At 49.4% G+C, this 26,087-nt stretch carries 19 protein-coding genes and 9 tRNA genes; 25 read left to right on the top strand and 3 right to left on the bottom strand.

The features are described from left to right. Window positions 1–27 precede the first annotated feature (27 nt). The 14 genes from L6H65_RS19995 (at window position 28) to L6H65_RS19930 (ending at window position 17,471) form a co-directional block, all read left to right on the top strand. The gene (locus L6H65_RS19995) at window positions 28–1,935 is read left to right on the top strand and encodes a glycoside hydrolase family 127 protein (RefSeq protein ID WP_236344418.1); all 1,908 of its coding nucleotides are present in this window, start codon (window positions 28–30) and stop codon (window positions 1,933–1,935) included. A gap of 346 nt (window positions 1,936–2,281) precedes the next feature. Next, window positions 2,282–2,809, top strand: a complete 528-nt coding sequence (locus tag L6H65_RS19990; RefSeq protein ID WP_236344417.1) for a GNAT family N-acetyltransferase — start codon at window positions 2,282–2,284, stop codon at window positions 2,807–2,809. Between the two features lie 2 nt (window positions 2,810–2,811). Continuing rightward, the gene (locus L6H65_RS19985; protein WP_236344416.1) at window positions 2,812–3,195 is read left to right on the top strand and encodes a hypothetical protein; all 384 of its coding nucleotides are present in this window, start codon (window positions 2,812–2,814) and stop codon (window positions 3,193–3,195) included. A gap of 22 nt (window positions 3,196–3,217) precedes the next feature. Further along, window positions 3,218–5,278 (top strand): ThiF family adenylyltransferase, encoded by a 2,061-nt coding sequence (locus tag L6H65_RS19980; RefSeq protein ID WP_236344415.1) that lies wholly within the window; start codon window positions 3,218–3,220, stop codon window positions 5,276–5,278. Between the two features lie 4 nt (window positions 5,279–5,282). Continuing rightward, window positions 5,283–6,347, top strand: coding sequence for a flavin-containing monooxygenase (locus L6H65_RS19975; RefSeq protein ID WP_236344414.1), 1,065 nt, complete (start codon window positions 5,283–5,285; stop codon window positions 6,345–6,347). A gap of 128 nt (window positions 6,348–6,475) precedes the next feature. Beyond that, window positions 6,476–7,165, top strand: a complete 690-nt coding sequence (locus L6H65_RS19970; protein WP_236344413.1) for a response regulator transcription factor — start codon at window positions 6,476–6,478, stop codon at window positions 7,163–7,165. 323 nt (window positions 7,166–7,488) lie between these two features. Then, window positions 7,489–8,628, top strand: coding sequence for an ABC transporter substrate-binding protein (locus tag L6H65_RS19965; protein ID WP_236344412.1), 1,140 nt, complete (start codon window positions 7,489–7,491; stop codon window positions 8,626–8,628). Between the two features lie 15 nt (window positions 8,629–8,643). Continuing rightward, window positions 8,644–9,606: an NHLP bacteriocin system secretion protein gene (locus L6H65_RS19960; protein ID WP_236344411.1), complete on the top strand. Its 963-nt coding sequence runs from the start codon at window positions 8,644–8,646 to the stop codon at window positions 9,604–9,606. A gap of 22 nt (window positions 9,607–9,628) precedes the next feature. Then, window positions 9,629–11,803, top strand: a complete 2,175-nt coding sequence (locus L6H65_RS19955; protein WP_236344489.1) for an NHLP family bacteriocin export ABC transporter peptidase/permease/ATPase subunit — start codon at window positions 9,629–9,631, stop codon at window positions 11,801–11,803. A gap of 42 nt (window positions 11,804–11,845) precedes the next feature. Beyond that, a complete protein-coding gene (locus L6H65_RS19950; protein ID WP_236344410.1) occupies window positions 11,846–14,539 on the top strand; it encodes an NHLP bacteriocin export ABC transporter permease/ATPase subunit in 2,694 nt (897 codons plus the stop codon). 115 nt (window positions 14,540–14,654) lie between these two features. Beyond that, window positions 14,655–14,810 (top strand): hypothetical protein, encoded by a 156-nt coding sequence (locus tag L6H65_RS19945; protein ID WP_236344409.1) that lies wholly within the window; start codon window positions 14,655–14,657, stop codon window positions 14,808–14,810. A 64-nt stretch (window positions 14,811–14,874) separates the two neighbouring features. Continuing rightward, window positions 14,875–15,069 (top strand): hypothetical protein, encoded by a 195-nt coding sequence (locus L6H65_RS19940; protein ID WP_236344408.1) that lies wholly within the window; start codon window positions 14,875–14,877, stop codon window positions 15,067–15,069. A 110-nt stretch (window positions 15,070–15,179) separates the two neighbouring features. Next, on the top strand, window positions 15,180–16,502 hold the full coding sequence (locus tag L6H65_RS19935) for a dicarboxylate/amino acid:cation symporter (protein WP_236344407.1): 1,323 nt from the start codon (window positions 15,180–15,182) through the stop codon (window positions 16,500–16,502). Between the two features lie 48 nt (window positions 16,503–16,550). Then, a complete protein-coding gene (locus L6H65_RS19930; protein ID WP_236344406.1) occupies window positions 16,551–17,471 on the top strand; it encodes an ABC transporter substrate-binding protein in 921 nt (306 codons plus the stop codon). Here L6H65_RS19930 and L6H65_RS19925 read toward each other — a convergent pair. Together L6H65_RS19925 and L6H65_RS19920 are read right to left on the bottom strand one after the other, a co-directional pair. After that, on the bottom strand, window positions 17,463–18,914 hold the full coding sequence (locus L6H65_RS19925) for a HAMP domain-containing sensor histidine kinase (RefSeq protein ID WP_236344405.1): 1,452 nt from the start codon (window positions 18,912–18,914) through the stop codon (window positions 17,463–17,465). The genes L6H65_RS19930 and L6H65_RS19925 overlap by 9 nt on opposite strands. A 119-nt stretch (window positions 18,915–19,033) precedes the next feature. After that, on the bottom strand, window positions 19,034–20,467 hold the full coding sequence (locus L6H65_RS19920) for a HAMP domain-containing sensor histidine kinase (protein WP_236344404.1): 1,434 nt from the start codon (window positions 20,465–20,467) through the stop codon (window positions 19,034–19,036). Between the two features lie 714 nt (window positions 20,468–21,181). On the opposite strand from L6H65_RS19920, the gene L6H65_RS19915 reads away from it, so the two are divergent. The 11 genes from L6H65_RS19915 (at window position 21,182) to L6H65_RS19865 (ending at window position 23,262) form a co-directional block, all read left to right on the top strand. Next, window positions 21,182–21,400: a hypothetical protein gene (locus tag L6H65_RS19915; protein WP_236344403.1), complete on the top strand. Its 219-nt coding sequence runs from the start codon at window positions 21,182–21,184 to the stop codon at window positions 21,398–21,400. A 235-nt stretch (window positions 21,401–21,635) separates the two neighbouring features. Further along, a tRNA-Glu gene (locus L6H65_RS19910) sits at window positions 21,636–21,708 on the top strand. Window positions 21,709–21,719: 11 nt separating this feature from the next. Next, window positions 21,720–21,796: transfer RNA gene (locus L6H65_RS19905), tRNA-His, on the top strand. A gap of 5 nt (window positions 21,797–21,801) precedes the next feature. Then, window positions 21,802–21,875, top strand: a tRNA-Gln gene (locus L6H65_RS19900). A 1-nt stretch (window position 21,876) separates the two neighbouring features. Next, window positions 21,877–21,963 (top strand) — tRNA-Leu (locus L6H65_RS19895). Window positions 21,964–22,103: 140 nt separating this feature from the next. Continuing rightward, window positions 22,104–22,180 (top strand) — tRNA-Pro (locus L6H65_RS19890). A 22-nt stretch (window positions 22,181–22,202) separates the two neighbouring features. Then, window positions 22,203–22,280 (top strand) — tRNA-Glu (locus L6H65_RS19885). Window positions 22,281–22,287: 7 nt separating this feature from the next. Then, a tRNA-Asp gene (locus tag L6H65_RS19880) sits at window positions 22,288–22,364 on the top strand. Window positions 22,365–22,369: 5 nt separating this feature from the next. After that, a tRNA-Ile gene (locus L6H65_RS19875) sits at window positions 22,370–22,444 on the top strand. Between the two features lie 93 nt (window positions 22,445–22,537). Continuing rightward, window positions 22,538–22,619, top strand: a tRNA-Leu gene (locus L6H65_RS19870). 52 nt (window positions 22,620–22,671) lie between these two features. Continuing rightward, window positions 22,672–23,262 carry a ribonuclease H-like YkuK family protein gene (locus L6H65_RS19865; protein ID WP_236344402.1) on the top strand — a complete coding sequence of 197 codons (591 nt, stop codon included), beginning with the start codon at window positions 22,672–22,674 and terminating at the stop codon, window positions 23,260–23,262. Window positions 23,263–23,429: 167 nt separating this feature from the next. Here L6H65_RS19865 and L6H65_RS19860 read toward each other — a convergent pair whose 3' ends face one another. After that, window positions 23,430–25,670: a CHAT domain-containing protein gene (locus L6H65_RS19860; protein WP_236344401.1), complete on the bottom strand. Its 2,241-nt coding sequence runs from the start codon at window positions 25,668–25,670 to the stop codon at window positions 23,430–23,432. Between the last annotated feature and the right edge of the window lie 417 nt (window positions 25,671–26,087).

The following is a 26,087-nucleotide window of genomic DNA, read 5'->3' as shown; positions in this document are numbered from 1 at the left end:
TTTGATAGAGATAAAGGAGGATGTCAGATGTTAGACATACAAACGAAGCTTAACCCCGTCCCGTTTACACGGGTGCGCATCGACGATCCTTTTTGGATGGAGCGGAGCAGAACGAACCGTGAGCATACGATTCCGGCAATCTATGATCAATGCGAGCGGAGCGGACGTCTCGAAGCATTGAAGCTGCAGTGGAGGGAAGGCGAGCCGAAGCCGCATGTATTCTGGGATTCGGATGTCACCAAGTGGATTGAGGCGGCCAGCTATAGCCTGGCTCTGCATCCTGATGCGGAGCTTGAGAAGCGGGTTGACGAGACGATAGATTTGCTAGCGTCCGGGCAGCAGCCTGACGGATACTTGAACATTTATTTCACCGCTGTTGAACCGGGCAAGCGATGGATGGATTTGAAGGATGCGCATGAGCTGTACTGTGCGGGGCATCTGTTCGAAGCGGGCGTTGCCCACTTCGAAGCAACGGGAAGCAGGAAGCTGTTGGATGTCGTCTGCAAATATGCCGATTATATCGCACAGGTATTCGGAAGTGCCGAGGGCCAGATTCAAGGCTATTGCGGTCATCCGGAGATTGAATTGGCGCTTGTCCGTTTATATCGCTGCACGAACAATAGGTCCTACCTCGATTTGAGCAAATATTTCGTTGACGAGCGCGGTCGGCAGCCGAATTATTTCGATTCAGAGAAAGAAGCGCGCGGCGGAACGCCGGCTTACTTCGAGCATTATTTTAGCGCGCCGGGCAGACAGACGACGCATGATTACAGCCAGTCGCATAAGCCGGTTCGCGAGCAGGAGCAGGTGGTCGGCCATTCCGTCAGGGCGATGTATCTGTACAGTGCAATGGCGGATTTGGCGGAGGAATACAACGATCCAACGCTGATGGACGCCTGCAAAAACCTGTGGAATCATCTGACAGAGACGCAGATGTATATTACGGGCGGAATCGGCTCATCCGAAGGAAATGAAGGCTTCACGGACGAATACGATCTGCCGAACGACACGGCATACTGTGAAACCTGCGCTTCGATCGGCCTCGTGTTCTGGAATCATCGGATGCTGCATGCAACGGGAGAAGCCAAGTATGCGGACGTTCTGGAGCGGGCTCTCTATAATGGCGCCATTTCGGGTGTGTCGCTTAGCGGAAAATCATTTTTCTATGTCAATCCGTTGGAGAGTCATGGGCAGCATCATCGTCAGGAATGGTTCGAGGTATCCTGCTGTCCGGCTAACCTTAGCCGTTTGTTGACAACGTTGGGGCAGTACATCTACTCCGAAGGCGAGCGCGAAGCGGCTGTAAATCTGTATGTCCAAAGCACAGGTGAGCTTGCCGTTAACGGAGAGCAAGTGAAGCTGCGCCAGCAGACGAACTATCCGTGGGAAGGTCATGTTGCCGTTACGCTGGAACTGGGGAAATCATCCGAGTTCGCTCTTAAGCTGCGTCGGCCGGGATGGTGCAGCCGGGTGGAAGTGTCTGTGAACGGTGAGAAGCAACCGGCTTCGGTTGAAAAAGGCTACATCGTGCTGGATCGCGTATGGAATAACGGCGATCGTGTCGAGCTTGAGATGGAGATGGTCGCGGAGCGTATCTACGTGAATCCTGCCGTTGCGGCAGACCGCGGCCGTGTGGCGATCCAGCGCGGGCCGGTAGTTTATTGTCTGGAAGAGGCGGACAATGGTCCCGGTCTGGACAAGCTGAGCTTGTCGCCGGAAGCGCCGCTGAACGTGAAATTCGACGCCAGCCTTCTGGAAGGCGTCGCCGTAATTCGGACGATGGCTCAGCGTCCGATAGAGCAGGATTGGGCAGGGAAGCTGTACGCGAATAAGCGCGGCCGCTCCGAGAATATAGAGGTAAGCGCGATACCTTATTACGCATGGGACAACCGCCAACCCGGCGCCATGCTCGTCTGGATTCGCGAATCCAGCTGAATCTAGCGAAGGGGCTGTCACAAAGGGCATTTTTGGCAGGATCAGTCCCGCTATGCAAGTGATATTGGATCAAATAGGAACCTTCAGCTCCACTTACATAGTGGTTTTGAAGGTTCTTTTGCATCTTTTATGGGATTGACTCACCTGGTCTTGCCCTTTTGGGACAGTCCCCGCCGCGCTGCATCTGATGCGAACCAAGCAAAGTGCCTCCGCTTTAACAATTGCAGTGTTTTTTCACAAAGTTACATATTTCGACATCGTTTAGACACAATCGGACATTACTATGAGTTGGATAAACGTGTTCTGCGAGATTAAATTATTGCGCAGTTGTCGGGAAGGGTGTTGGGTGTCGGTTATGAATGATCCTGCAGAAATCAGACCGATCTGCAAGGCAGATATTCCAAGTGTAATAGAATTGCTGCATTCTGAAGGGATGAATTATGGCTCGGTTGAGCTTCATCAAAGCTTCTTCCATAAAGTGCTGATCGGCGGCGAAATTGCAGGCTGTGTTGCAGTTATCCCTAGAAGAGGTTTCTCTGAAATCAAGTCGCTCGTTGTCCTGAAAAAATATCGCTCATTCAGCATATTTTCTAAAATTAGCGACTTTGTAACGTATAAATCACTGCAGCAGAACAATCCTTGTGTCGTTGTGAAGGTCAATAAGTATAATTCCGCTACCCTTTTATATCGCCGCAGACGGTTTGTTCCTTTAACGAAAGAAAGATATGAGGATATTTACAACCAGTTGAGAGCGGATTGCATTGCATGCCACATCATCGTGCAGTCCATCTGTCATCCTGTCTATATGGTTATCGATACGCGGATTACGCCTTACGATATTAAAGAATGGCAAGCCAAGGTCGGGGAGGTATAGCTATGGATCCATTAGCGGAATGCCAGCATATCGAAAGCTTGATTGGTCAAAGCGCAATCGTTCAATTCTGTATCGTTGTTGGCTGCGATCAGCCCTATTTGTCAGCGCTCATCACACCGGACAAAGCCGCTCTGGCAGCAGTGCTGCGCGATAATGATCCGCTCACCGCGTATAATCTGGACACGCACAAGGGCTTGAACCATATTGAAGTGAGAAGCTATTACTGCGATTTGCTGGAACAAGTCAATAAACAGTGCAAGGGCAAAATGATTGTGCGATTTTCCTTGATCGAGCTGAGTGCTGCCAAGAGCCGGGACGCATTGTGTGAGGAGAATAAAGTCGTTATCGAATCGTTTTATCAGGAATATGTACCGGGAATCGGATAATCGCTCACAAGGAGTCCAGATAATGAATCAGGAAACGATTACGGAAGATCTCATCAATCTTTTTACATATGAAGCTGCGCTCGCCCCATCGCCTCATAATGCCCAAGGATGGAAATTTCGCTTTGATGGTCAGAGGCTTGACGTTATGTATAATGCGCAATACAGAATATTGCACGAGCTGGACCCGGATGAAAAGGAAGGGTCGATTGCTTTGGGCGCTGCGATTGAAAATATTTCTTTGGCCGCCCTCCACAGAGGCTTCCTGGCGCAAATAGTATGGTTTCCCAAAGAGCGAACCCCCAAAGAGAGAACCGATGACGATCCAGTGGTTGCTTCCATCACATTCGTACCCGCAGCGGGGCGCTCATTATCCGGTTTGCAGCAGCAGCAGGATCTCTATCGCTATATAGAGCAGCGCTCCATGAACCGTTCGAAGTATAAACGGACATCCGTACCGCATGAACAGATCGAGGCTTTGCAAAAGATTGCCGCAGAGGAAGGGCTGGAGCTGTGCGTCATTACAGACAGAACACAAATTAAGCGCTTGGCTGTCATGGCTGGCGAAGCCGGCCGGTTCAAATTTTCGCATGAGCCGACCCATCGGGAGTTGTTTTCTTTTTTGCGTTATACGGCTAAGGAGGCAGCTCATCACAGGGATGGTTTGCCGCTGGAGCATTTTAACATCCCTGCATGGATCGCGCGGTTCGGGAGGATCGGCATGGATTGGCGGGCTGTTCGTATATTGAACAGGCTGGGATACCATCGCGTACTTGCCTTCATGCAAGAAACGAATTTGGTGAACAGCGCTCCTGCGGTATGTCTGTTGCGAACGAAAGACGGTGATCGGCTCAGCTATTTGCAAGGAGGCCGGGTGCTGCAAAGAATTTTGCTTGCTGCTGAAAAGTATCAGTTAGCGGTGCAGCCCCATAGCGCGATTGCGGATCTTGGCTACGCCAGACTAGCCGGATATCATGAGTCCGTATCCGCACAATGGAGACAAAAAATCGATGAATTTCCAGCAAGGTTAAGAGCTATTTTTTCAGTGGAAGACGATCTGCATGTCATTAATGTATTTCGTATAGGTTATCCGACCCAATCGCTGGAAAAAAGGAGTTTGCGAAGAAATAGGGGCGATATGATGGAGGAAGCTGTTGAGCTTGATGACAACGGCATGCGCGCAGAAACTTATTATCAAGAGCTGACCAAGCGGAATTACCCCTTTATAAGCAGCGGGGATCAACAACGGCTGAGAAAAAGCCGAATCGGAATAGCGGGTTGTGGCAGTATCGGCGGCGCGGCGATCGAGGTGCTGGTACGTATGGGCGCGGAACGTTTGCTGCTGGCAGAGCCGGATGTCTTCGAATTGAGCAATCTGAACCGGCAGAATGCCACAGGGCCAGATATCGGGAAGCACAAAGCGCAATCGATTCTGGAGCGCATGCAGCAGATTAATCCTTATATCAAGGGTGAAGTGCTGGGCGATGGTGTGACACAACAAAACCTTCACTATTTTGTAGGTTCGTCTGAAGTCATTATTGATGGGATGGACGTTACAGAGAAAAGTGTAATCCAATTAAAGGTCATGCTGCATGAAGAAGCCTGGAGGCAGCAAAAAACCGTCATATCTGGCTACGACATTGCCGGGACGCAATTGCTCAGAGTCTATGATTATCGGTCTGGCAAAATTCGTCCGCTGGGCGGACGGTTCAAGCAAATCGACCTGGAGCAGCTATCGTCGCTGGCTTTTCTTTCAAGGGTCATTTCGCCCCTGGACTTGCCGATCGAAATGCTGCCGGTGACCCAATCGATGATTGAAGGATCGCAAGAGAGCATTCCCCAGCTCGGACCGACTGCAAGCCTGTTCGGTGTGCTGAGTGCTTGGGCTGTTCTGGATTTATTGTCGGGCCGCCCTGTCCGTCATAAAATATCGATTGACATCCCCGGAGCCCTCCGGCCGAAAGGCAAGTCATTGATTCTGGGCTATAAACGCATCGTTGGCATTGTGAAGCTGAAGCTGCTGCTGAACAAAGTGACGAAAGCGCAGAAACGATCCCGCCCGCAAACATCCGAAGAGAGAGTGTAGCGCTATGAATGCATCGTATCAAGTGGTCATCATAGGAGCGAGTCAGGCCGGTCTTGTTATGGGTTATTATTTGAACCGCTGCGGTGTTTCGTATGTGATTGTGGGAAAAGAGGAACGTATTGGCGATGTGTGGCGAAACAGATACGATTCCCTTGTGCTGTTTACACCGCGCTGGATCAATCGTTTGCCCGGAAGAAACCATCTCGATAATCTGGACCCGGGCGGGTATGCCGATAAAGATGAAATCGCCGATGAGCTGGAGCGTTACGCGTCGGAGCATCTATTGAACGTTCGAATGAACACATTAGTTACCAAATTAACTAGAGAAACCGGCGGATTTGTAGTTGAGACGAACAAAGGAAACCTCACGGCATCCCATGTTGTCATTGCGACCGGTCCCTTCCAGCAGCCGAGCATTCCGGATTTCGCCAGTCAACTGTCTGCGGAGGATGTGTTTCAGGTACATACAGCCCATTACAGGAATGCGGATCAACTGCAGGATGGCGATGTATTGATTGTCGGTTGCGGCAATTCAGGCGCACAAATCGCGATGGAATTGTCCAGGCAGGGGCGGGCGGTGTTTATATCTGGAAGCGGGGCGATGAAGTGCGTCCCTCGGGAAATAGGGGGGGAAAGCATTTTCTGGTGGTTTGAAAAACTGGGCTTATACAAAGCGCATATTGCTACCAGAATCGGAAAAAAACTTAGCAAGCGCGGAGATCCAATCATCGGAACAGAGTTGAAATCATTCATAAAGCGTAAAACGATTACCGTTTATCCGCGAGCTGCTCAGGCGAGTCACGATACAATCATTTTTAATGATGGAACGCATCACAAAGCTCGCAATGTGATCTGGGCCACCGGATATAAGTCGGATTACAGCTGGATTGACATACCTGATGCCATCAACGAGCATGAAAAACCAAACCATATCAGGGGTGTCAGCCAGGTGAACGGCTTGTTTTTTCTTGGTTTGCCATGGCAGCATAACAGAGGGTCCGCATTAATTGGCGGTGTAGCTGCAGATGCCGAATATATTATGAACCGCATTCTGAAAAGTATAGAGTGATTTTCCCACCTTCATGTCGGTGCGAAAGTAACGAGCAGGAGGTAAGGTCGATTTTGTCGAATAATGGAAGGGAAATCGATGAATTCTCATTCTTTCTATGACTTCATTTAAATGTGCGGAGGTGCAACATGCACAAGATTCTAATTATCGAGGATGAGGCAAACATATCCATGGTGTTAAAGGTCTATCTGGAAAAGCAAGGCTATGTGGTCGAACAAGCCTATGACGGGGACCAGGCGCTGGACATGTTCGCCAAGGGAAAGCCGTCGCTGGTGCTGCTGGATGTGATGCTTCCTGGCATTGACGGCTGGTCGATCCTGAAGCATATTCGGGAACGGAGCGCATGTCCTGTCATGATGCTGACCGCGCTGGGGGATATTCAGTACAGGCTGGAGGGTCTGACCGGCGGAGCGGATGACTATCTGGTCAAGCCCTTCATCGGGGCCGAGGTGGTGGCCAGAGTGCAAGCGGTATTAAGGCGAATACCGCAAGTATGGAGCGAGGAGGTCGTTATATTCGGCAACCTGCGAATCGATTACACGGCTCGCGAAGTATTGCTGAGCGGTCAGCGTGTACACTTGACGCCGCGGGATTTGGCTTTGCTGCTATTCCTCGCGAGCCATCCGAACCAATTGTTCGACAGGGAGCATCTTATCCAGTGCGTATGGGGCATCGAATATGAAGGCAGCGATCGCGCGGTGGATCTGGCAGTGAAACGAATTCGCAAATCGCTTGCGGCATGGTCCAGCGAGGAAGGCGAGCTTGAGACATTGCGGGGCATGGGATATAAATTCCGTGCTAAAGCCTGCTCCTCATAGGTATAAGATATCGTTCGAAATGATGCCCGCCGCAGCATGCGGGGCGCGACATCAGCACGGAGGCGGCCAAGCAAGAAGCGGCCGCCTTGCGCACGAATTCACCTGCTGGCGTCTGTGCAGAAGCGAACCGCTTCCTGACAGCCCGGCACTGCCGCTGTGGCGGCCCCCGCACGAGGCTGTTAAACTACTCCAGGGTTAATCTGCAATCAATCACCCTCCCATTTCAAATGCCCAATTCGACTTATGACTGACACAATTCGATGTTATCGTTAGTGGGATTCATCATACCAAATCCTACAACCTGAATGAGGGATATATTACGTATGAAACGTAGACTGATCATCATTGTTTTGATTATTGCACTATTGGCGGCGGGCTGCTCGCAATCCGACAATATTGCCGGTCAGAGGGAGAAGCTGTTGAGCGACAATACAGCGGACATCGTGGTCGGAGTTGCATGGCCCTTCGAAGCTAAAAATGACGGGTTCAGAGAGGGACTACAATTAGCGCTGGAAGAAATCAATCAGAACGGGGCTGCAGGACATCAGATCAAGCTGGTGCAGGAGGATGACCAATCCTCGGTTACGGCGGGGTTGTCGGTTGCCCAGTCCTTTGCCAACAATTTAGAGATGTCGGCGGTGATCGGCCATCGCAGCTCCGCAGTAGCAGTTCCGGCTTCCAAAGTATATGAGAACGCCGGACTGCTGCTGCTCGCACCCTCCGCCACTTCTCCAAGCTTGACGGAAGGAGGAGTCAAGCATGTGTTCCGTCTCATACCCAATGATAGTCAACTTGGGGATAAGATGGCGGACTATGCCAAATCCAAGGACTACAAAAATATCGTTGTATTCTATGCAAATGATGAGTATGGAAGAGGTTTGGCCAATTCCTTTGAAGACAGCGCCAAAGCAAACGGCTTGCAAATTATAGATCGCATTTCTGATTATAAGGACAGCGATGATCTGAAGAGACTAGTGAAGAAGTGGAGGCTGCTGGGCTGTGATGCTGTTTTTATTGCCGAGACGATGCCGGACGGCGCCGACTTTATCGTACAGCTCCAAGCTGCGGGATTGAATGTCCCGTTGATGGGAGGCGATGGTCTGGATTCGCAGGATCTACTGGCAATAGCGGGGAAAGAGGCGGAGGGTGTCGTTGTTGCTTCGATTTTCAATCCGCAGGCAGCAGACGAGAACGTCCAATTATTTGTGAAGAAATATAGGGATAAGTATGGCGAAGAACCTCGTAAATACGCGGCTCAAGCTTATGATGCGCTGCATTTGCTGGCCAAGGCGATAGAGAAGGCGAATTCGCGCAGCCCCGCTGATATTGCCAGAGCGCTGCGGGAACAGAAATCGTGGCAAGGGGTATCCGGCGCCAGAGCGTTTGATGCGAACGGTGAAGTACACCATATGGCGAGCGTGTTGAAGCGGGTCGTCAATGGAAGGCTTGAGCAAATGAACTAAAGGGAGTATCCCAAGATGAACAATAACATTTACCGCAAGGTTTCAATAGAACGCTTATCTTCGCCAGAGCAGCTGGACATCTTGATGAAAGTGACTTCCCCAAAAGGCTGGCTCGCCTTGCTTGCTGTCGGCTTGCTGTTGATTTCCGCGATTTCATGGGGCTTTTTCGGCACGATGAGCACGAAGATAGAAACAGAGGGCGTACTGATTCGGCCTGGAGGGTTGCAGACGATTTACGCTTCAACGAGCGGACTGATTACCGACCTTCGCGTTGTTGAGAATGAATATGTGAAGAAAGGAAACGTCATCGCGAGAGTTGAACAGCCGCAGCTTCTGCAGCAGCTAGAACAGTTAGCCGAGCATTTGGCGACGGCAGAGGCAGCCTATATAAACGGACCAACCGCACAATTAAACGAGCAAGTTGCCAGCTACAAGCAAGCCATTGCTGATCTGAAGGCGGAATACATCAACCAATCCAATATTGTCAGCGCTCATACCGGGCGAGTATTGGAGGTAAATGTGAAGAGCGGCTCAACGGTTGATGCCGGTTCGCCAATGATTCTAATTGAATCAGGCGAATCGCAGACGAAAGATTTGAAGATCGTCATATACGTACCTGTGCAAACCGGGAAGAAGATTCTCCCCGGCATGAACGTCGATGTTACTCCAAGTACGGTCAACAAGGAAGAGTTCGGATTTATGATCGGACGCGTTACTTCAGTTTCCGAATATCCCTTGACCACGCAATCGATGTTTCTCACCTTGGGGAACGAGGCGCTGGTGCAGGAGCTGGCCAAAGGAGATATGGCGATGCTTGAGGTCAAGGTTGATCTTATTCCCGATTCCTCTACCATCAGCGGCTACAAGTGGTCTACACCTGATGGACCGCCGCAGCAAATAGATAGCGGGACATTAGTATCTGCTTCGATCACCGTGAAGCAGCAGAAGCCGATTACTTCAATCATTCCGCAGATCTAATGACAAGGGAGTTGAACGGGTGATGAAACCGCCGAAGAGGGCAAAAACACCAACCGTGCTGCAGATGGAAGCTGTAGAATGCGGCGCGGCGTCATTAGCGATCGTGCTCGGTTATTATGGGAGCTTTATCCCGCTGGAAGAACTACGCGTCGAATGCGGTGTGTCCAGAGACGGCAGCAAGGCCGTCAACATTCTCAAGGCCGCAAGAAAATTTGGTCTGATCGCCGATGGCTACAAGAAAGAGCCTGAAGAATTGCGAGAGATGCAGGGACCGATGATCATTCACTGGAACTTCAATCATTTTGTCGTCCTGGAGGGATTCGCAGGAGATAAGGTGTACTTGAATGATCCGGGCACGGGCCCGCGAGTGGTCACCTATGAGGAGTTCGATAATTCGTTTACGGGCATTGCTCTTGTCTTCGAGCCTTCGCCGGAATACATCATACAAGGATATAGGCCTGGTATGGCAAGCTCGCTGAAGGAGCGGTTAAAGGGCTCGAAGCTGGCTTTATTCTATGTGGTTTTAGCCGGATTATTTCTGGTAATCCCCGGACTAGCCATTCCAGCCATCACGAAAGTGTTTATCGATCATGTTCTGCTGGGACAAAACAGCAGCTGGCTGATTCCCATATTGTTCGGCTTGCTGATGACTGCTTTCATGCGGGCAATATTAACCTGGCTGCAGCGATATTATCTTTTGCAGCTGGAGATGAAGCTGTCGCTCAGTATGTCCAGCCGTTTCTTCTGGCATGTGCTGCGACTCCCGGTCCAATTTTTCTCCCAGCGGTTTAGCGGGGAAATCGGCAGCAGAGTGATGATTAACGATTCGGTGGCGCAATTGTTGTCGGGTGAACTGGCGGTTGCCGTTCTGAGCTCCATCATGATCGTATTTTATTTAGTGCTGATGTTTCAATATAGTATCCTGCTTACGTTCATAGCTATTGCGGCCGCATTGCTCAATGTCGCTTTTTTGCGCTACATCTCAAGAAAACGGGTCGATCAAGGGATGAGGCTGCTGCAAGACGAGGGCAAGATGGAGGGTGTCTCGATGAATGGCTTGCAAATCATTGAAACACTTAAATCCAGTGGCTCCGAATCCGATTTTTTCGCCAAGTGGTCCGGTTATCAGAGCAAATTAATGAATTCAGAGCAGCAGCTTGGAGTCTCTTCAAGTGTACTAGGCGCTGTTCCTACCTTATTGACGGGGGTTAGCTCGGCTGTGATTCTTGCAGTTGGCGGCTTTCAGGTGATGGAGGGAATGATGACGATCGGTATGCTCGTTGCCTTTCAGAGTCTGACAGTCAGCTTTATCGGGCCAGTCAACCAAATGGTTGAGCTAGGCGCATCCCTGCAAGAAGCCGATAGCGGCTTGAAGCGGTTGGACGATGTGCTGAATCATGATTTGGATAGTCACATCTCTCCATTATCCGAGCCAGCTCTTGCAAGCAATGACAAGACACGCTCTGCGAATACCAAGCTGGCGGGATTCGTTGAATTGAGGGATGTCACTTTCGGCTATAACAAATTGGAAGGCCCAATGATAGAGAACCTCAGTATAAGCTTGCGATCCGGGTCGCGTGTTGCGCTTGTTGGCGGTTCAGGCAGCGGGAAATCGACTGTAGCCAAATTGATTGCGGGCATCTATCAGCCATGGTCCGGCGAAATTCTCTTCGATGGAGTCAATCGCCGATCCTTGCCAAGCAGTCTCATTGCAAATTCATTGGCGGTCGTCGATCAGGATATTCATATGTTCGAAGGGACGATTAAAGATAATTTAACGCTATGGGACACGACCATACCTGAGGCGAATATGGTTCTCGCAGCCAAGGACGCCTGCATAGATGACGAGATCAGCTCAAGAAGCGGCGGTTACGAATATGAGCTTGCGGAAGGCGGCGGCAACTTCAGCGGAGGGCAGCGCCAGCGTCTGGAGATTGCCCGCGCATTAGCCGGCAATCCTTCGATTCTTATTCTGGATGAAGCGACGAGCGCGCTGGACCCGAAGACCGAACAGCTGGTAGATGCAAGCTTCCGCAGACGGGGGTGTACATGTGTAATTGTCGCGCATCGGTTAAGCACGATTCGCGATGCCGACGAGATTATTCTGCTGCAAAGGGGCAAGGTTGTCGAGCGAGGTACGCATGAGGAGCTGATGAGCATGAATGGGGCATATGTCAAACTGATCGAAGAACACTAATTGCAGGGTTGAAAGCTTGACTCGAAGCGGGGAGAATCACCTATGATCCAGATGGATAATGCGACGTTGGAACAATTTTTCATTAAGCATGGCGTGGCGTGCAGCGTTGAAGGAAATAACCCGCTTAGAATTACGGATGAGGCTTCCGTTTGGTATATTCAATCGGGTCATGTAGATGTCTTCGCCGTTACGATGCGGGACAGTATGATTATTAGCCGGCGCCAATTTCTATTCGGGTTGGATGCCGGACGCATCCTCTTCGGCTATCATCACGATGAGGCCGCGAATGATGAAACGGCGGGACATCTGGCTGCCGGTTTAGCAGGAACTGTACTGCTGCGTGTGGATTGCTCGCTGTTGTTCGAAGCAGGCGCAGATCGCGCCATTCACGCTGCCTTGTCTGAGCAAGTTCATGCATGGATTCAAGACTGGTCCGCAGCGCTGAACATATCGAATCCCGCGCAAGAGCTTCATCTACTTGATGCACAATTATCCGCCTTTCACAAAACCGCTCACAACCACTATTTGCATAATCGCTCTATAACATGGGAAGCGGAGCGGCAAGCTCTCTCACGAAGAGTGGAAAATGATCATGATGTTATGGATCGCGCGCTTAATCGGCTGGCAGCTGTAACAAGGAGCAACAGCCGCAATAAAGCTGGGGCGGATGTGTCAAGCAGCGACAGGCTCTATATCGCTTGTAAAATTGTTGGGGAGCATATCGGGATAAATGTTAGACCTGCGAATGCCAATCAATTGAACAACACGCGCGATCCGGTAGCTCTTATTGCCAATCATTCAGGATTTCGCTGCCGTCAGGTCGTATTGAAAGACCGATGGTGGCATGATGATAACGGGTCCTTGCTTGCTTTTATCGAGAGTCATGATTCACCTGTCGCCTTAATTCAGAAGACGCCCAAAACTTACGTGCTTGTTGATCCCGATACCGGCTCCGAGCAGCCCGTTACGGGACAAATCGCCGAAACGATCGCTCCTGTGGCTTATATGTTCTACCGTCCATTGCCGGAAAAGCCGCTGCAAGTGATGGATATAATCAAGTTCGGGTTACCCAAATCGATGAAGCGGGATATCGTGGTCATGCTGCTTATGGGGATTGCCGGAGGACTACTGGGCATGTTCATACCGATAGCCAATGGCATCCTGTTTGATGGAATCATTCCGGCTTCGGACAGCGGTCTGCTATTGCAGATGGGACTAGTGCTGTTATCTGTAATCGTTTCATTGTTTCTGCTCGATTTGACTCGCAATATGGCGATGCTGCGGATTGAAGGCAGGATGGACAGTTCGATTCAAGCGGCCGTATGGGATCGGCTGCTCAGTTTGCCGGTTACCTTCTTTCGCGGCTATTCTGCCGGTGATCTCTCCATGCGGGCAAACAGTATTAATGCGATACGACAATCGCTTTCAGGGGTGGCGATAACGGCAATTTTCGGCGGAATCTTCTCCTCCTTCAATTTCTTTCTGTTGTTCTACTATGATGTGCAGATGGCGCTTGCCGCTGCTGTTATGGTTCTCGTAGCGACTGCTGTAACGATTGTTATTGGGATATTGCAAGTCAAGCGACAGCGCATGCTGCTGCATTTAGAAGGGAAAATTACCGGAACGATATTGCAAATCATAAACGGCATTACTAAATTTCGAATGGCTGCTGCGGAGAAAAGAGCTTTCCTTATTTGGGCGAAGCTGTTCGGGGAAATGAAGGAAACGGATTTCCGGGCGAGAACGTTAGCCAATATACATGCCGTTTTTAATGTTTTTTTTCCTGTCGTGACTACGATCGTCTTGTTCTATATGATTGCCTCCGGCTCAAATGTACTTAGCCCGGGAAAATTCATCGCCTTCTACGCTGCTTTTTCGACCTTTCTGGGAGCGATGCTTATGATGTCGTCAGCAGTCGTATCGAGCCTGAACATTTTACCGCTATATGAGAGAGCGAAGCCGATACTCCAAACGATTCCCGAGGTGCTGGAATCACGGAATGATCCAGGTGAATTGACGGGGGAAATAGAAGTTAAACACATTTATTTTCGCTATAAAGCAGATCAGCCATTCGTTCTTCATGATCTCAATCTGCACATTCATGCTGGTGAATTCATCGCCTTGGTCGGCGCTTCGGGCTGCGGCAAATCGACCCTGCTGCGGCTGCTGCTTGGCTTTGAAAGCCCTGAATCCGGTTCGATTCTGCTAAATGGACAAGATCTGCAAATGCTGGACATCCGTTCTGTGCGCAGCCAGTTTGGTGTCGTACTGCAGAATGGAAAGGTCATGTCTGGCGATATATTCACCAATATTGTGGGCTCGTCTAATCTGACCATTGACGAGGCTTGGGAAGCAGCAGAAATGGCAGGACTGGATGAGGATATTCGGCAGATGCCTATGGGCATGCATACGATGGTTTCCGAAGGGGGCAGCACACTTTCCGGCGGACAGCGTCAGCGTCTCTTAATCGCCAGAGCCATCGCTAAGAAACCTGGAATACTTTTGTTCGATGAGGCTACCAGCGCCCTTGACAATGTTACGCAAGCGATCGTCAGCAAGAGCTTGGAGTCGCTGAAAGCTACTCGTGTCGTAATCGCTCATCGGCTCAGCACGATCAGAAATGCCGATCGCATCCTTGTATTAGATAAAGGCCATATTGTACAAGCAGGCACATATGACGAATTGATACAGCGGGAAGGTCTCTTTAGCGAACTGGCCAAGAGGCAGCTGGCCTAAAAATATTTCTTAACGGCTCACAATATTTCAATTCTCGACATTTTGCTGACATCTTCGACTTGTACAATCAAGGTGTAGAAGAAATAACGAGATGAAATATAAGGAGGAATGTACATTGAGCCCGAAAGAAGAAAATTTGAAGGACAAGTTGTCTGAATCGGAATTGGAGAATGTAGCAGGCGGCGGTTTACTTGATGCTATCGGGAAGAATAAGAAAGATGGAGGCCGTGAGAAACCTCCGTATAAAACGCTGCCGATTGACGCCAAGTGATCATCCCCCCGGTTCGTACAACGGGGTTTGATAAAAAATACCATCCATGTAGGAGGAATTATCAATGAGTAAAGAAGAAAAAGGCCAATTATCCGAATCAGAATTGGAAAGTGTAGCAGGCGGCGGTTTCATTAAGGATATTACCAAAAAGGCTAAAAAAGGGACCAATGATCTGATCGACAAAGGTAAAAAAGGCGCGAACGACGCTATTGATAAAGGAAATGGCGCTGTTAATGATGGAGTCGACAAAGTTTATTAATAATTAGACAACGGCCTGTGAAAGAACCCCGATTATAATTATATCGGGGTCTTCTTTCTGCACACGGGCATATGATCGCACTATAATACGGAATGTAGGTGTGCCGCTTCATGGAATGGTTGAAGTCTATATGGACGATATTGGGGAGTATTGCCGCAGGTGTGATGCTTGGATTATACCAGCCTGAATTGTCTCTGAAGCTTGTACCTTATGGTGATTTGTATTTATCTTTCTTGAAGATGTGCGTCATTCCGATTATGGTTACAGCCATTGTGTCGAGTGTGGGGCGGCTGCTCATGTTTCCAAGTGCAACCAAAATACTGTCTCGCATGATTATTGTGTTTATTTCCGGGATGTTTATTGTCAGTACACTCGGTGTTGCTGTCGGTATGCTGGCTGAACCGGGCGGGGGAATTCCCGCAAGCAGCAGAGCGGTACTAGGAACTGTTTTGCAGCATAATGAATCAGTGGTTTCTTCAGTCCCGGCGGACATCGAAAATGTTGGCGGCGGTTTGATGGATTTCATCTTCAATCTGATACCTGACAATATATTTGTAGCTTTGGGTCAAGGCGATAGCTTGCAAATTTTATTCTTCTCTGTAGTGATGGGCGCGGCTCTGGGGCTGCTCTCTGCTCGTTCGGGCGATCATCAGTTTATTACGATGATTGATTTGTTGTTCAAGGTGTTCCAGAAAGTAATTTATTGGTCGATGTATATGCTGCCATTCGGGCTTCTATTTATTATGGCAGGGCAAATTGCCGGAACAGGTCCCGGATTAATGGTGGCGATGTTCAAATTTACCGGGCTGATTCATATTATTGCGCTCATTATGATGATCGCGAGCGGGATTATGATAGCTGTCAAGCTAAAGCTTTCTTTCATAGAATCGCTCAGAAGCTTAAAGGAGTCATTGACGATCGCCTTCGGAACACAAAACAGCATCGCCACAATGCCCTCCGTACTTGATGCGCTGCGCAGCCGGTTCAAGCTGGATGCCGATTCCGTTAATCTGGTCGTTCCTCTAGGCATTGTAATCTGCCGTTACAGCATGGTGATGATCTATTCCTTGGGACTTATATTTATTGCTCAGTTATATGGAGTCCCCCTTGGGCTTCAGGAGCTGCTCATTATTTGGGTTGGATCTGTTCTTACCTCCATTGCGGGCGCCGGAACTCCAGGTATTGTAGCTATATCTATGATTTCACTCGTTGCGGTTCCCCTCCAGCTTCCTTACAGTACAGGGGTCATTCTGTTAATGGCCGTCAATTCCTTGATAAACCCGATCATTACCGCATCTAATATTCATATTAACTGTGCGGCGGCAGTGCTCATCGCTAATAAGAGCCCTGAGACAGAGGGGGAGGCCGATGCCCGGAGGAAAGTCGATGGATTAGGCGGACAACAGCCGCTTCCTGGTTACGGCGTTCAATAAGCCGGGTTGATGCATGAGTCGTGACGATGCTGCGGAAGGAAGATGCATATGAAAAATGGTTTCATTCTTATATCCATACTCATATCGGTGTGCATATTGGCAGCGTGTGGAGCAGGGCACTATTCGGCTGCCGGTTCTGATGCGGGAACGGGAAGGGATGCTGCCGTTCCTTCTGTGCCGTCGAAGAAGGCAATCGTTTCGCAAGAGGAGCTGGCGAATTATTCACCGGAAATGAAGCGAATATACGATCGAGGCGTATTGCGTGTGGCGATCTATTCCCGGAATCGCGAGCCGTTCTTTTATGGGGATGATACCGGAACACTCGCAGGAATTGATGTGGAGTTGGCTGCCGATATAGCAGCTCAATTCGGGGTGGGAGTCGAATTTATACGGACTGCACAATCGTTCGATGAGGTAGTCGATCAAGTGGCTTCGGGGCAAGCGGATATCGCTGTCTCCAAACTTAGCGCAACGTTATCCCGTTCGAAGCGAGCGTTATTTTCCCAGCCTTATTTAACACTCCATCAGGGATTGCTGGTCAATCGATTAAAGCTCGCCCAGTTGGAGCAAGCCCATACAACGTTGCTGGAAACAATCAAGAACACCCCGGTTAAGATCGGCGCAGTTGCGGGAACCTCCTATGTCCGTTTCGCCAGCGAGCGATTTCCGTTAGCCGAAATCAAGCAGTTTCAAACGGTTGAGGAAATGATGAATGCGGCATTAAAAGGCGATATAACCGCGATATTCTATGATGAATTGCAGCTGAAGGATATGGTGGAGAACAATCCGACACACTCCATTGCATTGCAGCTTATCATCATGAAAGATCAGATTGATCCGATCTCCATCGCTATACCGCCCAATCAAGTGCAGATGCTCAATTGGATCAACCTCTATTTACAAATCAACCAATCAAAGCTATCGGAAATTTTCCGCGCTCATGGTGTTCGAACCGAGGGGTCAGATTGACGTATGCTGGATGTGATCAGAGGAAAGGATCAGTGTAAACGTAGTCCTCCCAGGGGTTCCGTCAGACAATACCAAATCTCCGCCAAGAGACCGCGCGATTAATCTGCTGAATGGCAGTCCGATTCCAAGCCCGTGCTCGCGTGTTGTATTATCGCTTCCTCGATAGAACAGCTCGAACATATCATCGCTCTTCTCTTGAGATATGCCGCGGCCTGTATCCTGCACTTGAATCAGAAAGTTGTCAGACTCATGCTTGAGCAGCACCCTCACAGTTCCTTTGCTTGGCATAGCATCCCTCGCATTATTCAACAGGTTGATCAGCACCTGCTCTACACGAGCGGGGTCAATCCATGTTTGCCAGTCATCTCGATCGCTTGCAGTCTCTTGGACAACCTTTAACTTCTTGTCATGCTGGGCAAGCTTCCATCTATCGATGATTTCCGTGAGGAGCTTATCCAGATCGCAGCTCTCTCGTGCGACTGACACTCCGCCCGCTATGTATCGGTTGAATTCAAGCAATTTCTCAATCATTTTCTGGAAGCGATAGCTTTCCTCAAGTGATGCCTCCAGATAGGCATCCGCCTCTTCGCCGGTGACCTCGCCATTTTTAACCGCTTGAACCAGACTGCGGATCGTGGTGACAGGGGTTTTCATTTCCTTCGTGATTCCTGCCAGCAGCTGCGAACGCAGCGCCTCCAGCCGTGCCAGCCGATTCGTCATTTCATTGAATGAATGCGTCAATTTATAAAATTCTGCTTCTTTATATGCTGTGTTTATGCAAATATCATAGGAACCCGCTACCACTTGCTTAGCGGCTCGGGCAACATCTCCTACCGGCTTGACTAGCCCTCGGGTCATGTAATAGACGATTCCCCAGCCAATCAGCAATAACGTACACAGCAAGATAAACCTCGGGGAACTGGTGAATAAATCCTTCAGTCTGGTTTGTTTCTTCTCGAAATATAATAAATAGCCGGTTATTGTGGATTCATGGAGCATCGGCTGTACGGCAACCATGTAAGGGAAATCACTTGCATCCGTCTCAAATTCAAGAACATGTGGGGAGCCTGTCAGCATTTCTATCAGCATTGGACCAAACTGTCTCGTTCCATCAGGCGGATCCGAAGGATGCTGCTGCCGGATAGAGCCATCACTCTCCAGAATATACAAGATCGGTCTGCCGCTCAGGCCATGCTGGCGCACCATGCTTTCCAGCATGTTATGCATGGTTGGGCTTTTCGGCAAGGTTCCGCCGTTATCCGCCGCTAGAAACGCAACGTCACGCGCCATTGCTTCCAGACTGCGAGTTTGCTGATGAGTTGCCGCCGTCCTGATAATAAACATTGCGGATGCGATCAGAATAGCGACGCTTATAGAGATGATCAAGAAATAGCGGATGGACCAGTATTGCAATAGACTTGGATGTCGAGCGGTATCAGACACAGTACAAATACCCCAATCCTCTTATAGTGATGAATGCTGGCGGGATTTCAATTCTTGTTCACTACAATTCGACAGATTGGGACAAAATTCCTGTTTTTCATCATAAAATGACATTCCGCTTATGAAGAAGGAACCGTAAGTGTAAACGTGGTGCTTCCAGGAATGCTGCCGGTTAGAATCAGATCTCCTCCCAGTGAACGTGCGATTATTCTGCTGAAGGTCAATCCGATGCCCAGACCGCGGATGCGTGTTTTTTTATCGTCGCCTCGGTAGAAGGGCTCGAATATCTCGGAATGCTCCCTGGCCGGGATTCCTTTGCCTGTGTCATGCACTTGAATATGAGATTTCCCAATCCCGGCAATCAGATGAACGGTCACCGTCCCTTTGGAAGCCATCGCATCCCTGGCATTGTTCAATAAATTGACTATAATTTGTTCGATTCGGAGAGGGTCTGTTTGCACTTTCCAGCCATCGGCACGATCAGGCACATTCATAACAACCCGGATATCGGACTGGTCTTGACTGAGAAGCCAGCTCTCCACATTTTCTGCAACGAGCTTATCCAGATCGCACCATTCCTTGTCAATCGACACGGTGCTGTCTACAAAGCTGTTGAAGTCCAGCAGATCCTCAATCATTTTTTGCAGGCGGTAGCTGTCCTTGAGACAAAGCTCAAGGAATAGATCCGCTTCTTCCCCGGTTACCACTTGCCCTTTCACGGCCTGGATCAAACCGCTGATAGAAGTGACAGGCGTCTTCAATTCATGCGTCACGCCAGCTATCAACTGTGTTCGCAGTGCCTCCAACCGATTTAGCCTGTCCGCCATTTCCTTGAATGACTTCATAAGCTCCTGAATTTCTTCTTCCTTATGGGTCTTATCGAATTGCAGGTTGTAGTTCCCTTCGACAATCTGCTCTGCGGCATCTGCTGCTTGCTGTATCGGTTTAATCAAGCGGTTGGTCATTAAATAAATGATTCCCCAGCCGATTAGAACAATCGTACATAAAAGTACAATTAATTCTTTAAATTTGAGCAGCTCTTTCAGAGCATTCACTTTCGGCGTTATATAGAGGGCATAGCCCATCGTCAAGGCTGGATCGGTCATGGGAAACACGACTGCCTGATAGGTTGTGTCATCCTGTTTCGAATGGATCGTGAACATATCGGGTTCATTTCTCGTCATCACATCCTGCAGCTCGGCTTGAACTTGAGTGGCGCTAACAGGAGGGGCAGGAGGGAATTGAGAGATCACCTTGCCCTGCAAGTCAAGAATAAACACGATCGGCTTAATATCCAGCTCGTACGCATTAATACGCTCATTCAGCCAGCGGCCAACCGATGGATTGCCTGGAATGATCCCTTCGTTGGCGGCCGCCGCATGGGCAACATCACGCACGAAGTTCTTCATTCCTTGGCTCTGGGCGGATAAGGCATTTTCTTGAATGAAGTAGAGGGTAATGCTGCCCACGATCATCAAACCGGCGATCAAGAGCAGGAAATAACGGATCGACCAGTAATAGAGAAGGCTTTTACGGTGAATGATATCGGGCACAGTGCGGATATACCTCCTGCGGTTTCGTCGTAATTATGCATCATTCCAATACTATCATTAGACGATGTCAAAGAAATGTCAATGAAGTCGATGCTTTATGTTATGGTCGAAACGGATCTGTATCCGGATGAAATAGGTGGAGAAATAATTGCTTGACAGGGTGTGCAACTTTGAATTAGGATTAGGAAAATTAAGGGATGACAAGAGGGGAGCGTGTGTAGATATGGTAAAGGCGATGAATCCGTTTGGATATGAGCGTAACAATGAATGGAGCCCGATTATTGGCGGCCATTTATTTCTTGATGCTCAGCAGCCTCCATACTTACCACGCGACAGTTATATCTTGGATAGCGCATGTGATGATTGATTTCATCATTGCGGCTAATTGAGGGAGCCCCATGAGGGGATATAACAGGGATCGCTGGAAGTATTCAGCGGTCCCTGTTCGTTTGTTGCAGTCCAGATCCAATAACATAAGGACAACAATATTTTTTAAAAAAAGTATTGACAGTATAAAATTGGGATGATAATATCATAACAGTAAAGCGGTGAAGCATTAAAGTATTAAATAAATACGGAGATGCATGAAGCTAAGCATTACCATGTTGAATCTACAACTCGTAGTTGTAAGTTAAAACAAATCATCTATCACGGGCAGTTCGGCATCGAGCGCTTGGATTACAATAATGCGATTGAGAAAGGAAGGTACAGGTCATGAGAGAACAATTATTCCAGCACGATTACGAACCGATGAATCATCTATTGCTTCATGCTGCAGACTGGCATGAGGATCGTACAGAGAATCAGATTAGCATTAAAGGGCTATTAGTCAGCGACGAACTCATGCCCTGTATTAAGCCGATTATCGGTAGCTTTTACGTACCGCGTTTGGTCCGTTCGAATCCCACAAGAGGAGGAGCGGCACTGACGTGACCATCAATCACGGACCGTTCTGAATCGAATCCGATGAATATTGATTAGATACGTAGAGGCTACTTGCACCCAAGCGAGTGGTCCATTTCTGCATGCTTGTTATAGGGAGGCTTTCTTTACTCCTCCTGCGACGACGAGTGCTGCACAATGGAACCGCGAGGGAGGCTGGTAGTCTTTTCTATTAGCTCAAAAAGAACATATGTTCCTTATAGTTAACGGTGTTTATTGAAAATACGGCGCATTTGGCAAGTGGTTAAGCCTCAAGACTTTCACTCTTGGAACGGAGGGTTCGATTCCCCCATGCGTCATCATCCTTATGGAGATCGTGGTGAAGTGGATAACACGTCAGGCTGTGAACCTGATATCTGCTCGGTTCGATTCCGGCCGATCTCCCCAAACATTGCCCCTTAGCCAAGCGGGAAGGCAGCGGACTTTGAATCCGCGATCCTTGGTTCGATCCCAAGGGGGGCAGCCATGCGGCTGTGATGGAATGGAAGACATGCGGGTCTAAGAAGCCCGTGCAGCGCAAAGCTTGCATGCGGGTTCAAGTCCCGCTGGCCGCACTACAAGTACATATCGGTTCGCACAGTGTGAGTCAGCCACTAGCAGGGGTTCAAGTTGAGGTGTGGCTGAATGAAACACAAGCTGTAAAAAATCAGCGGGAGGCTAACCCTCTCCAAGCAAGGATTTACCGAGTCCATACAGGGATGTAGTTCAGTTTGGCAGAACGCTAGTTTTGGATACTAGAGGCCGTCGGTTCGAGTCCGGCCATCCCTACCAAAATATATGTATGAAGAAGCAAGGCGTGGTGGTGAAATCGGAATAACACACGGGCCTTTCACGTCCGGATTTGCGGGTTCGAGTCCCGTCCACGTCACCATAACTTAGGTCCTATAGTTCAGCTCGGCAGAACGCTGCATTGTCAGTGCAGAGGTCAGGGGTTCGAATCCCCTTGGGACCGCCAAATACGCTTACGTAGCTCAGAGGTAGAGTTCTTGTCTGATACGCAGGAGGTCAATGGTTCGAATCCATTCGTAAGCACCATATCTAATAGGGGTCCATGTTCCAAGGCTGGCGAGTCAAACTCCAAATCTGACTGAGACAGGTTCGATTCCTGTGCCCCCTGCCAACAACTACGTGCCTCTGGCGGAATGGCAGACGCAGCGGACTTAAAATCCGCGGTCCAAGGACAGTAAGGGTTCAAGTCCCTTGAGGCGCATCAATCCAACAAAAGAAGGGAAGAAGCCGACCGTGCAGTACAGGTGAAACTCATGACCAAACAAAGACGAACATTTCCAATGATTCACGAAACAACATTCCGCAATATGTCTGAACAGGAGCTTGATATCGAGGCTGTGAGGAATCGCATTGCCGGATTCATCGCTCAAGATCCAAGAGCGGTCTACAATCTAGTCGTCACAACCGATGCTCAGGTACACAGCGGTCACACGAAATTTGTGACGTTCATCGTCGCTTACCGGGTGGGAAGAGGGGCATGGTTGTGCAGCCGCCAAGTGATTTTGCCGAGGGAAATCCAATCTGTTCAAGAGAAATTGTTCCTGGAAACGACCTATAGCCAAGAAATTGCTGTTCACTTTGATTATCACTACCGTGCGCAGCTGGAGGATATGATCCTTCCCTTTATGGACGGGGGTGCTGACATGAAGTTCTTCGTCGATATTGACGGCGGCACCGATAAAATCAAAAATAAAACAGCAGCATATGTAGCCGAAATGGTCAGTCTCGTAGAAGCAATGGGATTGATCGCACGAGTGAAGCCGGAGTCGGTTATGGTCAGTATCGCGGACCGTGAAACGAAGAAGCCCTACCGACTCCCATTGTCTGCTGCGGCTAACGGATAAAGGATGCGGCAAGCTCTTATTCAGCCTGCCGCAATAGCAACACAATAGAAACGCAATAGAAACGCAATAGAAACGCGATAGAAACGCGATAGAAACGCGATAGAAACGCGATAAAGACTGTGCCGCGGGTTGCATAACCTGACGGACAGTCTTTTGACGTGGATGCGCTATTCGAACAGGATGCCGGAATAGGCGTACATGCTCAGGCTGAGATCCTTTCTTGTCGATTCATAAATTAACGGAACCTTCGGATTGATGGCCTCCAACTGTTCGATAATCGCGCTGTTCCCGCTGCGCATGATCATACGCGATTCATGGAGAGCGGCCGACCATTCCTCGCCTCTGGCGATGCGATCCATGAACAAGCAGCCGATTGCGGGAGCGGCCTGAAAATCTGTCAGCCATAGATGGCCTGCAACGGCCTGCATTTCCTTCGTCAATGAGGTGCCCAGACCGATGAAGCCCATTGAATTGTACCGTACAATGGAGGCGCTGCTCTGACAGGCGTTCAGGACAAGGAGCCGTTTGGCTGGCCTGTCATGGAACGCCATATGAGATATTTCCTCCAAGCGAAGCGGATTTTTATTCTCAACCCACAGCTCTGATTTCGTCGGATCGTCGGAATTGAATTTGCCATGGCACATCATCCAGATTAAGTCATAGGCAGGATCGCTGTATTTCTCGATAAAGGCGGCTTTGCTGCAGCCCTCGATGCCTTCGAACAGATCATACTGTATGCTATGCTTGTCCATGATGCCTGTAATGATCTCCCTTTCTTTAACGGAGAAAGATAAGGATTCATCCGGATCGCACCAGATCAGCGCTTTGCGGATCGGCGAGGGAGGGGCAGAAGCCTTGCCGCTGACTAGTACCGACATCGGACGGTCGGCGGCCTCGGAAAGCAATGGAATGATGGGGAAGTTCGTCCATGTCAGTTCGAGAACGCGGAGCCTTTTGGCAGGCGCAATTTTTTGCAGCAAGGGCGCTATTCGATCGGGCTCAAAATAGGCCAGCAGCGCATTCATGTATGCCTGTGATTGCTCCGGGTCAATCATGCCATGCTCATCCTCGTTGAATTGTGCAGACTCCTCATTGCCAAGCAGAACATTCCAGGTTCCTTCTATTTTATTGCGGATGCTGATCAGTTGAGACAGCGGATATTGTCCACTCGTTTGCACATGTTCGGCGTGATTGTTATTCCATAGTACATATGAAACTTTGTCCTCTGCCGTATTGGGCAATATAAGAAGAAGGGCTTCGTCCACCGGCGGTTCAGCCCCGATGGGCGCGCCTTCGTTTGCGGATCTCCACTGGTATGCGAGCTGTACCGCTTTCTCATAGCGGCCGCAATCCAGACAATGAACGATGATGAGGTTAATAAATTCGCTATAGGCCTGACGCTGCAAATCAAAAATAAGCGCATCCGATGAACGGGAAATGAGAAGCTGCAAAAACTCGGCAACAATTCCGTGCAGGATGCTGTCGTTATAGCTTCTTTCCAAAAGCAGTCTCCGCGCCTTCAGAAGCAGCGTTTTGACCGGGTCATGGCTTCGCAAATGAAGGGCTGGTTTAACATAGGACAACTGATTCGTTACTTCCGCCAGCGTAAAAGCGATTTCGAATGCTCGGGGCGTTCTGCGCTTTTTCTCCAAATCCAACTGCCTGTCCAAGTCTCCAAACAGCTCTTTGAGAAGCATCGTTTTGTGCGGGTAATGGGCCTTTAACAGCTTTAACAGATGGCACTGGTAGGCGATATCCCCGTCAGGAGCGCCCGGCCCTTTAACGAGAAATGGCTTCGTAGTGCTGTATGCGGCCAGTCCTTCTCCGTTGACATCTCCGATGATCGACCTGACCTTTAGATGGACCGTTTCTCTTCGGATGAAAGCTTCTCTTGCAAACTGATCGCCGGACGCTATTAAAAAGTGCCAAAATCGAAGGTTCCTCTTGGCCCGCTCAATGTCGATATGGGTAGATCCGTCGCTTTTGTCATAGAGAGGGTCTTCCGCTATCGCCATATGATCGAAGGCAAGCCCTGGTAGCCCGGCATCCAGCAGCTTGTCAGCCAAGTGAACGTTGATCTCGGAGACGGATACGAGCGTTCTCATCAGCTTGAACGTTTTCGTCCGGTTGGCTAATGTTCCGTGGTTATTGAGGTCGATGGGACCGTTTTTCTCCAGAAACTGATTGATAAGCGGAGTAGCCAGCCTGGTTATCGTTATGGCGATATTGTAGTGGCCGATCGGTGATGCTGTAATGATGAACAAGGTGAAATCGAATAGCTTTTCGATGCTGTCGAAGCTGGCCTCTCCCGCCGACAAAGCGGCGGATAGGGCCAAGCCCCTCTCATAGGCCGTTTTATCGACTGCCTCCAATCCCGCGATAAAATCGTTTATTTCCCCGATAATCATCGTTCTCTCTACTCCCCCGATAGTAATGATTGATGAATGAATCACCTCTCAAGCAGAGGCCTGTCAACGAAAAAAGTATACTATAAAAGCGCTCTGCATATCGCTGCATTCTTGCTGTGGAGTGGAAAAAGTTGCGCAGTCGCACTTATTTGCCGCGCGCTGCAATGTTGGCCTTGTAAGGTCCTCGCTGTAAGCAGGAATTTCCGTGTTACAACAGGAGATGGAGCCGATCAGACGGGCTGTAAGCAGGAAAATCCGCGTTATAGCTCCGATAAAGCCGGTCTGGATGCGGAATCTGCTTGTAGACTAGAAAGTAGACACGCTGTATCAGCGACCTGTTACAATAAAAACAAATGAAAAGGTCGAGGTGTGTCATGGGCGATATCCGTCAGCATTTTGATGAAGAGTTCAAGCGTC

The organism is Paenibacillus plantiphilus, assembly GCF_927798095.1.
GTDB lineage: Bacteria > Bacillota > Bacilli > Paenibacillales > Paenibacillaceae > Paenibacillus_Z > Paenibacillus_Z plantiphilus.
Note: the sequence above shows the minus strand (reverse complement) of the source record. Positions and strands in the feature narration are given on the sequence as shown.